Raw genomic sequence first — 1766 nt, forward strand, 5'->3', positions numbered from 1 at the left:
GCCCGGGGTGGCGCGGGAACCGCCCCGGGGGTTGTCGGAGAGCGTCCGGGGCGGTTCGGAACCGTGTGGTCAGCGCCTGCGGGGCGCCACGTCGGCGGCGGGCGTACGGCTCGACGTGCGCAGCGTGCCGACCGTCTTCAGCAGCCGGTCGGCCGGCTCCCGCAGCCGGGGGTGGGCGAGGACCGTGTTCCGCAGGCCGCGCACCGGCCTGCGCCACATCCGGTGCACGGCGGCCACCGGGTGGGGGCGGGCCGCGAAGCCCTCGCCCACCCGCAGCTCGCGGGTCTTGAGCCAGTCCTTGTACTCCTTCTCGCCACGCCCCAGGTCCATGATCCGCACACCGTGCCGGCCGGCCGCCTCGGCCATCCGCAGATGCATCATCAGACCCGGCGAGTAGTACCGGAACTCCGGGTCGTACGCGGTGAACCAACCCGCGAGTACGGTCCGTGAGGCCGGCCCGAAGTGTGCGGCCACCGGCCGGTCACCGGCGTACACCACGGACAGCACGCCGGTGAAGTGCTCCTCGCGGACCTGGAAGAGATGGTCGACCAGGTCGACGATCCAGGGGCGTGCGAAGCGGTCCATCCGGCCCGTCCTGCGGTACTGGGCGGACTTCCAGCGCATGAGCGTGCGCAGCACGCGCGGGTCGCGCTCGTCGTAGACGAAGCGCATCTCGCCGACATCGCGCCCGAGGCGGCGTTCCTTCTTCAGCGCCGTCCTGGCGAGCCCCGGGTAGGCGCCGCGCAGCCATTCCGGGTAGCTGTCGCCGCCGGTCGTGAGGTCGAGGACCGGTGAGGCGAACGTTCCCGTGACGTATCCGCCGAAAGGTTTCTGCTCTTCGACGAGGTGGTCGAACTCGAAGACGGAGAGGTGGCAGGCCTTCAGCAGGTCCTCGGTGTCCCAGACGACTCCGGGGCGGTGCACGAGTGCCTGGCAGTCGGAGAGGCCGAGGCCGATGGCCCTGCCGACGCCGAAGGGGGTGCGTTCGTAGGGGAAGAAGCCGACGGACCGGCCGTTCTCCCGCAGGACGGCCACCTGCGCGCGGCCACGGTACTTGGCGACACCTTCGGCGAACTCCGGTGCCAGGAAAGGGTTCGCGTACTCGGGCGACTCGTCCATCGCCCGATGCCAGGCCGTGCGGAGCGAGTCGCTCAGCCCGTCGAGCCTGTGGATGGTGATGTCCACCTACCGCTCCCCCAATGTTGGTCCCCACCGCGCCGCGCCGCGCCACACCGCGCGGCGCACGCACGTTCCACGATCGACGACCGATTCGAACCGCTCGGCGATGCTCAAAGGTCGCGAAACAGTACGGATGTGTCAAGGGTGCCGACGCGCTCCTCGCCCTCAATCAGGCTTGCGGGCAGAGCAGTTGGCTTGATCTCCGCGTGCCCGGCCGATCTGGGTCAGCGCTTCGCGCAGCGTGGCCGGGCGCAGTGCGCCGCGCACGGCGGGGCCCGCCCAGCCGGGTCCGCCCAGCATGACCACGGGCCTGCCCCGGGCGCCGCGGACGCCCCAGCGGGTGTCGGCGATGTGCCGGGCCAGCGGCACGCTCGCGGTGGAGCGGGCCTGCGACCACAGGACGACGACCGCGGGGCCCGTCCTGCGGACCGCCGCCGAGACCGCCTCGACCGGCACGGCGGCGCCGAACATGCGCTGGGGCACGCCGAGTTCGCCCAGCGCCGCGCTGAGCGCCTCCAGCGGCAGGCAGTGCTGTTCGCCGGGGACGCAGGCCAGGACGAGCGGCGCCGCCGGGGAGGGTGCGGGCG

At 72.7% G+C, this 1766-nt stretch carries 2 protein-coding genes; both read right to left on the reverse strand.

What is annotated here, in order from left to right; translation table 11 throughout:
• Positions 1-69: 69 nt before the first annotated feature.
• Positions 70-1185, reverse strand: coding sequence for a GNAT family N-acetyltransferase (locus tag GKQ77_RS32360; protein ID WP_219692709.1), 1116 nt, complete (start codon positions 1183-1185; stop codon positions 70-72).
• 159 nt (positions 1186-1344) lie between these two features.
• On the reverse strand, positions 1345-1766 hold a 422-nt coding region (locus GKQ77_RS32365; RefSeq protein ID WP_219692710.1), incomplete at its 5' end, for a cobalamin-dependent protein.

Origin of the sequence: Streptomyces anatolicus (genome assembly GCF_019400875.1) — a bacterium.
Classification (GTDB): domain Bacteria; phylum Actinomycetota; class Actinomycetes; order Streptomycetales; family Streptomycetaceae; genus Streptomyces; species Streptomyces anatolicus.